Here is a 7009-nt window from a genome sequence, read left to right on the forward strand (position 1 = left end):
TCCGAAGAGGCAGCGATGCCAACCGCCGTTGCCATGGCGGGGACGATCCAGTGCGTCGTCATCGGGCCGCTCCGGCGTCAACGCCAGTGGATCCGCCAGTCCTGATCAACGGAGGTCCGATAGGAGGGTCCCTTCTTCGATAGCGTTGAAGGGCGTGATCCGGCGACCTAAAGCGCGTTGCGTTGAAGCGGATTTATGCGACGCACTTTAGGTTCTTTTTTCTATTTGCATGTCGTCCTCTGATAACCGAGGTCAATTTTTAGGCGACATGCATTACGCGCGTCCTAGTTGTGGCCGCCGAGTGTGTTCACGGTCGCGCAGAACGCGGTGAATGGCTGCATTACCTCACCCGCGCACTCACCCTTCATCTGTGCCTGCTTTTCGGCCGGCATGGAAAAAAAGACGCGCTCAAAATCAACCCGGGGCTTCATGGTTTTCATGCTGGAGTCGGTGAAGAACGGCATCATCGTGTCCGGCTCATCCAATGCCCCGGCCAGAGCATGGCCACCAAAAATCGAAAGACTGAATGTTGCAGCGAGACAGATAGCTTTGATGTTCATAAGAAATTTCCTCTCGTGTTAAACGGTTGCCCCAACGACAATCACGTTGGAATTCACAGGGTAGCATCTTCCCGGCTACAGTATTTCCGATGGGCACGGTCTTTTCTGCCTGAACGATGCTTGTGAGGGGGCAACTCGAAGCTGGTTTGGGAACATCAAGACAGAATGACTCCGCCGCCTATGACCTGTTGAACACGCAGCATCAACTTCCTTAAGCATGGATTTCGAACAACGTGCCTGTTCGCTGACGCCGACATCATCCCGGTTGCCAAACCGGTCCAAAAGCTATTCGCCGATGCGAAGACGGTGGCGTTAGCACCGAGATCGAGGAAGAAACCGTTAGCGGGCTCGAAATGCAGGGAGCAAGAGACGACGGCCCGAGTGCAAGCCAACCGGAGCACGATTGAAATGGCGCGCCGATCATTCCAGATCGGAAAGATCGGGCAAGCCTTGAGACAGCATGGTCCATACGGATAGACATAAGGATTATATCTAGGTAGGGGGAGCTCGAATACATGATGTAGACTGGTGAACTCCCGTAGAGTTGAGCACCTTGCCTGCCCGAATATTCTGAGCCCGTACTCGCCGAGGGTTTATCGGATAGGGTCGGAGCAGAAACGCGGAAGTCAGGGGTCCTGTTGGTCCCGCTACCGCCGCCCAATCAAGCTTCGACGGCGATCCGTTCCCTCCAAGAAACACAGGTTTCATGAAGGGCATAGGCCAATGACTATTCAGTCGCTTCCAACTTTTCCGAGAGGGATGGCTCCCATCGGTCTCCTGGTATCGAACGCCGTGTGTGAGCCTGAACGGCGCCAATCCGCAAGTGCTGCGGCGATGGGGACATCGAGTATGTCGCCGGAGACCGCGGGCTCGACCTTCCGGATCGACGTCCCCTACATGGATATGGTGCTTTCGATCTCCGCGCAGCCCTCGGGCTGCGCTAGTGATGAGGCAGGTTTCACGAGAACTGTGGCGTCCCACGGGATGCCTTTTGATCCGGTCATCGAGCGGCTACTTTCCCAGTTCGAGCAGGCTGTTAGGCCGGAGGGAGTTGATGGGGTCCACGGAGACGCCATCCTCCACGCCATCCTAGCCCGCTGGCTCTGGCTGCGATCGCCGTCCGAGGTCCAGCAGGAGGCCAACCACGGCGCACTGCAGAAATGGAGGCTGAAGCGGGTGATGGCTTACGTTGACGAGCATATCGGTGAAGCCATTTCGCTGGCGGATCTCGCTCGGGCGGCAGGCCTCAGCCGGATGTATTTCGCCGCGCGATTCAGGATGGCGACCAGTCTTCGTCCTCACGAATACATCCTGCGCCGCAGAATCGAGCGGGCCAAGGACATGCTGATCAAAACCAATGACAGCCTCGTTGATATCGCGTTCAACGTCGGCTTCCAGACTCAGGCACATTTCACCACGGTCTTCAAGCGCTTTGCCGGCATCACTCCCGGCCGCTGGCGCCAGTCCAACCGCCTCCAAGCATGAAGCTTTCGGCCCCCGCCGTCGCATGGCAATGACCTCGCCGCGCCCTGCCTGCGCGATATATTTTCCTCGGAGTTGAGACTGCAAAAGGCCTCCCAGCCATTGCGATTGTGGTAGCGAGACGCCGATACCGGAGTGTGGAAGTCTGGGCCGGTATATGGTGTAAGTCGAGTTTACGTCTGCCGTAGTGCACTTCGCTTCCCGGGGGCATCCCTCTCAGCACTCGCGTTCGGGGCGGTAACGCAACCTCTTGGCCCGCTCAGGCAAAGGTCCGGCATCAAAAGACCTTCATTCCATCGCGAAGTTCTGCGAGCGCTTACAAAACTGTCTTACGACGATTTTCATTCAACGTATTGCATTTCCGCTCAGAAGGCGACTGAACGCTAGCGCGATTCCCCGAAGCGGAGATGTCTGCTCCGGCAACACCGGCACGGCATTTCCCAGGACGTGAACGCTTCCGCGCAGGACCGCTGCTGGCCAGCCAAAGCCGTCCGGAACGTTGCCATCGGCGATGAAGGGGTAAGGGGCAAATAGCAGTGCGACAAGCAGCCGCTTCACCGAAAAATCATCGCTGAGGGTCGGCAAAGCCATTATGGCGCACCGCCAGATTTCGCCATCGAGTGCCCAGGTCGCCCTGCTGATTGCTGGCACCCTCGTTGCTGCGGCGCGGACGCAGACGCGACGGAGATGGCTGCGGCTCGGCTGGGGGAAAGCCGACAACCGATCTGCGAGATGCGCGCCACCGCAAACTATGTCCAAGGCGGCGCCCCATTTCGAAAAAACGAAATCGGCACCGTGCTCGACCACCAAAACCTCGGCTAGATACGGTTCAAGCACACCAAACTCGTTGGGAAGGAGACTGCTCTCCGTTCGTCCGGCGACCTGCCCGAACCTAGCGACCCAAGCCTCCACGATGCAGCGGGCAGCAACCTTGAGGTCGCGGTCTTCTAGCCGGACGAAGGGCGCTTGGTGCCGATCTGCACGATACTGATCCAGGTGGGTCATTTGTCGCTCCGACTTCAGAGGTAGCGTCTCATTCTCAGTAGATCGTGAGAGCCGGAATGTATTACAGTTGAAACCGCTGATTTTCAGAAGGAACGGTTTGCCGCACACATTCTCCGTTCATGCGGTCCGATAGGACGCAGAAATTTCGGAAGCACCGCGAGCCGGAACCGGAATTGGCTATCATGTATCAAACCGCCGTCGAAAAAGTGGGGACGGCCTTTTCGAGGTGTGACACCCGCGGCGACTGAAAGCAGGCGCGACGAGCAGCCTGCGGCACGGGGCCTGCTGGACGGGCCTTGGCTGGCGATCCCGGAGGTAGACCAGCCGGAGCGGGTATCCGCCCGCGGAAAATGCGAATGCTAGGGCCATCCTGCATGGAGAAGGAAATCGGCGCATCTGGCGATGTCGTCGACGTTCAGCGCACTACGGCAACCGTCAGGCTCTACCGGCGGAGATCATCGGTATCACCGATGAGATGGTAGGTGGACAAACGGTCGATCCCGCCGCTCTCGGTGCGCTTGTCGATCTGGCCAATCTCGTCAATTCGCCACAGTGCGGGTTTCGACAGGCGTCTATCGCAATCTTTATCCCGAAACCATGCGTGTGCCCGGTAACCGAAGTCGCTCGCCGGATCACGGGGTTTGAAGGGACCAGACCTGTTCCATGATTGAAATCGCGCGGACGACGATTGCCACGCCGTTTCCATGAATGGTGTCGCGAGATCAATGTCGCTTATACCGACAGATTCCGGTTTTTCGATCCGCTCGAAGCCTTCGGTGAGTATCCCGAAAGAGGCGCCCAGGACATCGATCGAGTTCTCGCTCGTCGTTACGGAGTCTTGCGGGGGGAACCACGGGATCTCCAGTCGGAGGAGGAGCTCTTGCCGGGGAGGGGGAGCGACAAGGCCTGGGCTTCCGACGTGGACCGCGTTGATGTCCTGGGCTGGTGCGATATTTACCTGGAAGGAGCAGTAGCGTCTTTTGAGAACGCGGCAGCAATTTCCATATCGCCGGGCGGAAGGATATCTGGCCAGCGGCCGAGGTTCCTCAGTTCCTCGCCGTGCAAGGCGAAGTGAGCCACGGGGGGACGTCAAAGCTGGAATGCGTCGCCACCGGGAATCCTGTGCGCGCAGGTGACTCTGCATCCTCCACCTCCTGAAGAGAGCAATTGCGTTCAGGACGGAATACGATCGCAGATATTGGCACCCGAAGGCGGGCGGCAGCGCCGGCGCCATGTTCCGCGCGCCCTTTGCAGAAGCCGCGAGGTTCCTATGCGTCCTAGCTTTTCCGGTTCCGGGCCTGCGCTAGGCGGTTGCGACCTGAGCCGGTGCGGGCCTATTCGCTGTGGATGCAACGGCCACGGCCTTGTCGGCGCCAGTAGATGATGACCGCGGCATCGACTGCAACCATCACCAATGTGCCGATGCCTGTGCGAAAGCGGAGTGGTGTGGTGCTTGGAAGACATGACCACATTCACGCCAGTCTTGACGCTTGTGTGGCGTCTCTCGCGACGAAGACAAGTAAAAAGACGATTGCAGCAGGAATAACAACGCCGCCCAACCCTATCATTTGAAAGACGATGGCGCCCACGGCCACACCGATGAAGAAACCCGCAATGATCATGAAAGTCGGCAGCAGATTCAGTGAAAGGGAGCGGTTCAAAATGCTATCCGCCAGGTCTATGGACAATTGGGTTGTGTTAGTTGTCATTACGTTGGTCGACCCGTAGCCGGTCAGCAACAACCGTGCCGTGGCGCTCTGCACACCCATGGCCGCGAGCCCGAACAGAGCAACCTCCGCATTCAGTCCATCCGATGCCCGGAACAGCCAAGTCGCTGCAAGTACAGTTAGTAGCACCGCCTCGACACCTAGCATGACCGTTAGGGCTAAACGATCAGTGCGGGCGACCAAGCGTACGACAAAAGTTGCGAGCATGCCGGAAACGAGGAACACTGGTATCGCGAGTACTTTTAGCCCGTACTTGTCATTGGGGTTCAAGAGTTCAGAGCCTGCAACAACAAAGCTCCCCGTCGCCTGCGCAACAAAAAATCCCTGGAAAGCTAGGAAACTGCAGGCATCCACAAAACCTGCCACGAACGCCAGGGTGGCCGGTAAGATCGGCTTCGGGATCAAGGTTGGTTTGGTCGGTTCACGAACGATGGAGCTATGCATCTGAGAGCGGCCCTTCGGTGGTTCTACCATCGCGGTATCAAGGACAGCCTACACACGGGGCGGCAAGATAAGAATCCTCCCCATGTATATTGTTTAGACCAATGATTATTATCTCTGGTATGCGCAAGTACGATGGCGTTGATTGATGGTACAGATGGTTTCGAAGGGATAATGTCAGCTGCATGATACGAACATTGTGCGCAAATCCCTAAAAGGCGAGGCTAAATACGCGTGCTTGTGGCTGTTATGTTGCGCCTCGGCCTAAGCCTGGGTCTTTGTATTTGAAGAGCCAGCGAAAGGTGCGCATCAGGGGTTGTCAGACCGCTCGGTGGCGTCGCCGCCCCCGAGGGCTTGGGGCTTGCTACCCGAAGTCCTGTAGCAGTTCGATGCTGGCGGTGGCGAGACATACCGAAGCTAAATGAACAACGAGAGTCTTGATGGCTCACATAGAATCGGCCTTGCGGTCGCGGTAGTGCGCGAAGCTCAGCTAACGAGTTCATTCCGGGAGGGCGTGTGTTCCAGCAGTCGAAGCCCCTTCATTCACTTTCGGGGAGGGCCTGCGTGACGTAGCGGTTGCCACTGTGATGGCGGGTCTTACCCCGGAACACCCAATAGGCATGGGCTTGATAGGCCAGGACGATCGGGATGACGATCATGAGCCCGGTACCGGCGAAAGCTAGCGTCTGAGGATCGGCGGCGCCGTTCCAGATGGTGATTTGTCGCGGCACGACATAGGGCCACAAGCTGACGACGAGGCCGCCGAAACCGAGCAGGAAGATGACCAGCGCCAGCAGGAAGACCTCGGCTTCGCGGCCGATCCAGATGCGGCGCCAGATGGTCAGCAGCGCGGCGACCGTGAGCGACGGCACGGGTGCGAGGAAAGCGATGTTCGGCCAGGCGAACCAACGCGCGGCGACCTCCGGAACACTCCAAGCGCTCCACCCACTGACCGCGAGCATCATGCCGGAGGTGAGGATCAACGCAGAATGGGCGATCTCGCGGGCGAACACCTGCGTCGGCCCATCCGTCTTCCAGATCAGCCATCCGGCGCCGAGCAGCGCGTAACCGCCGACCAGCCCGGCTCCGCAGGCAAGGCCGAGCAGGCTGACGAAATCGAACGTGCCGCCGGCGAATATGCCGTTCTCAATCGTCACCCCGTTGATCAGGCTGCCGAGGATAAGCCCCTGACAGAGCGTTGCGAGCAGCGATCCACCGGCGAAGGCGATGTCCCAGATCCAGCGGAATTCGCCTGCTTGCAGACGGAATTCGAAGGCGATGCCCCGGAAGATCAAGGCGAACAACATGAACATTACCGGCAAATAGAAGGCGGGCAGCAGAACGTAGTAGCCGGCGGGAAAGGCGGTAAGCAGCAGCGTGCCGCCCATGACCAACCAAGTCTCGTTGGAGTCCCACACGGGTTCGATGCTGGCCATCATCAGGTCGCGATCCTCGTTGCGCGGCGCAAGCAGGAACAGCATGCCGACGCCGAGATCAAAGCCGTCGGCCAGCACGTAGATGGTGACGCAGAACGCCGCGAGTGCTGCGAACAGCACAGGAAGATCGGCTGCGAAGAATGCGGACATGGCTTACTCTCCTGATGCGAGGCGGGTTTTGTCGGCGAGCGCGACAGCCGGAGCCGACCCGACGATCGCCGGGCTGCCCCGGTCGAGGCCCGGACGGACAAGGCGCGGATCGCTAGCGCTGGTATCGCGCGGCCCGCGGATGGCGATGCGTCCGGCGAACCAGAGGAAAGCCAGCAGAAGAACCATGTAGACAACGACGAAGATGGCA

Annotated in this window: 5 protein-coding genes and 1 pseudogene; 1 reads left to right on the top strand and 5 read right to left on the bottom strand. The window is 58.8% G+C overall.

Annotated features, from left to right (window positions below; translation table 11 throughout):
- Positions 1-284 precede the first annotated feature (284 nt).
- Positions 285-560, bottom strand: coding sequence for a hypothetical protein (locus EN906_RS17150; protein WP_127270657.1), 276 nt, complete (start codon positions 558-560; stop codon positions 285-287).
- Between the two features lie 849 nt (positions 561-1409).
- Between EN906_RS17150 and EN906_RS17155 the strand changes: the two genes are divergently transcribed.
- A complete protein-coding gene (locus tag EN906_RS17155; protein WP_236383339.1) occupies positions 1410-2045 on the top strand; it encodes an AraC family transcriptional regulator in 636 nt (211 codons plus the stop codon).
- Positions 2046-2387: 342 nt separating this feature from the next.
- Here the strand turns inward: EN906_RS17155 and EN906_RS17160 are convergent, their stop codons facing one another.
- From EN906_RS17160 to EN906_RS37305, 4 genes and pseudogenes are all read right to left on the bottom strand, one after another.
- Positions 2388-3047: a hypothetical protein gene (locus EN906_RS17160; RefSeq protein WP_127270661.1), complete on the bottom strand. Its 660-nt coding sequence runs from the start codon at positions 3045-3047 to the stop codon at positions 2388-2390.
- Positions 3048-4519: 1472 nt separating this feature from the next.
- Complete coding sequence (locus EN906_RS17165) at positions 4520-5218, bottom strand: YoaK family protein (RefSeq protein ID WP_164748741.1); 699 nt, start codon at positions 5216-5218, stop codon at positions 4520-4522.
- Between the two features lie 536 nt (positions 5219-5754).
- The gene (gene cydB / locus EN906_RS17170) at positions 5755-6801 is read right to left on the bottom strand and encodes a cytochrome d ubiquinol oxidase subunit II (RefSeq protein WP_127269965.1); all 1047 of its coding nucleotides are present in this window, start codon (positions 6799-6801) and stop codon (positions 5755-5757) included.
- Between the two features lie 3 nt (positions 6802-6804).
- Positions 6805-7009, bottom strand: a pseudogene (locus EN906_RS37305) (hypothetical protein); the annotation flags it as partial.

Source organism: Mesorhizobium sp. M7A.F.Ca.CA.004.06.1.1 (assembly GCF_003999135.1).
GTDB lineage: Bacteria > Pseudomonadota > Alphaproteobacteria > Rhizobiales > Rhizobiaceae > Mesorhizobium.

Bases quoted from the DNA above. Each gene is read 5' to 3' on its own strand.
- EN906_RS17165 (WP_164748741.1), bottom strand. From the start codon at position 5,218: ATGCATAGCTCCATCGTTCGTGAACCGACCAAACCAACCTTGATCCCG.
- EN906_RS17155 (WP_236383339.1), top strand. From the start codon at position 1,410: ATGTCGCCGGAGACCGCGGGCTCGACCTTCCGGATCGACGTCCCCTAC.
- EN906_RS17150 (WP_127270657.1), bottom strand. From the start codon at position 560: ATGAACATCAAAGCTATCTGTCTCGCTGCAACATTCAGTCTTTCGATT.
- cydB (WP_127269965.1), bottom strand. From the start codon at position 6,801: ATGTCCGCATTCTTCGCAGCCGATCTTCCTGTGCTGTTCGCAGCACTC.
- EN906_RS17160 (WP_127270661.1), bottom strand. From the start codon at position 3,047: ATGACCCACCTGGATCAGTATCGTGCAGATCGGCACCAAGCGCCCTTC.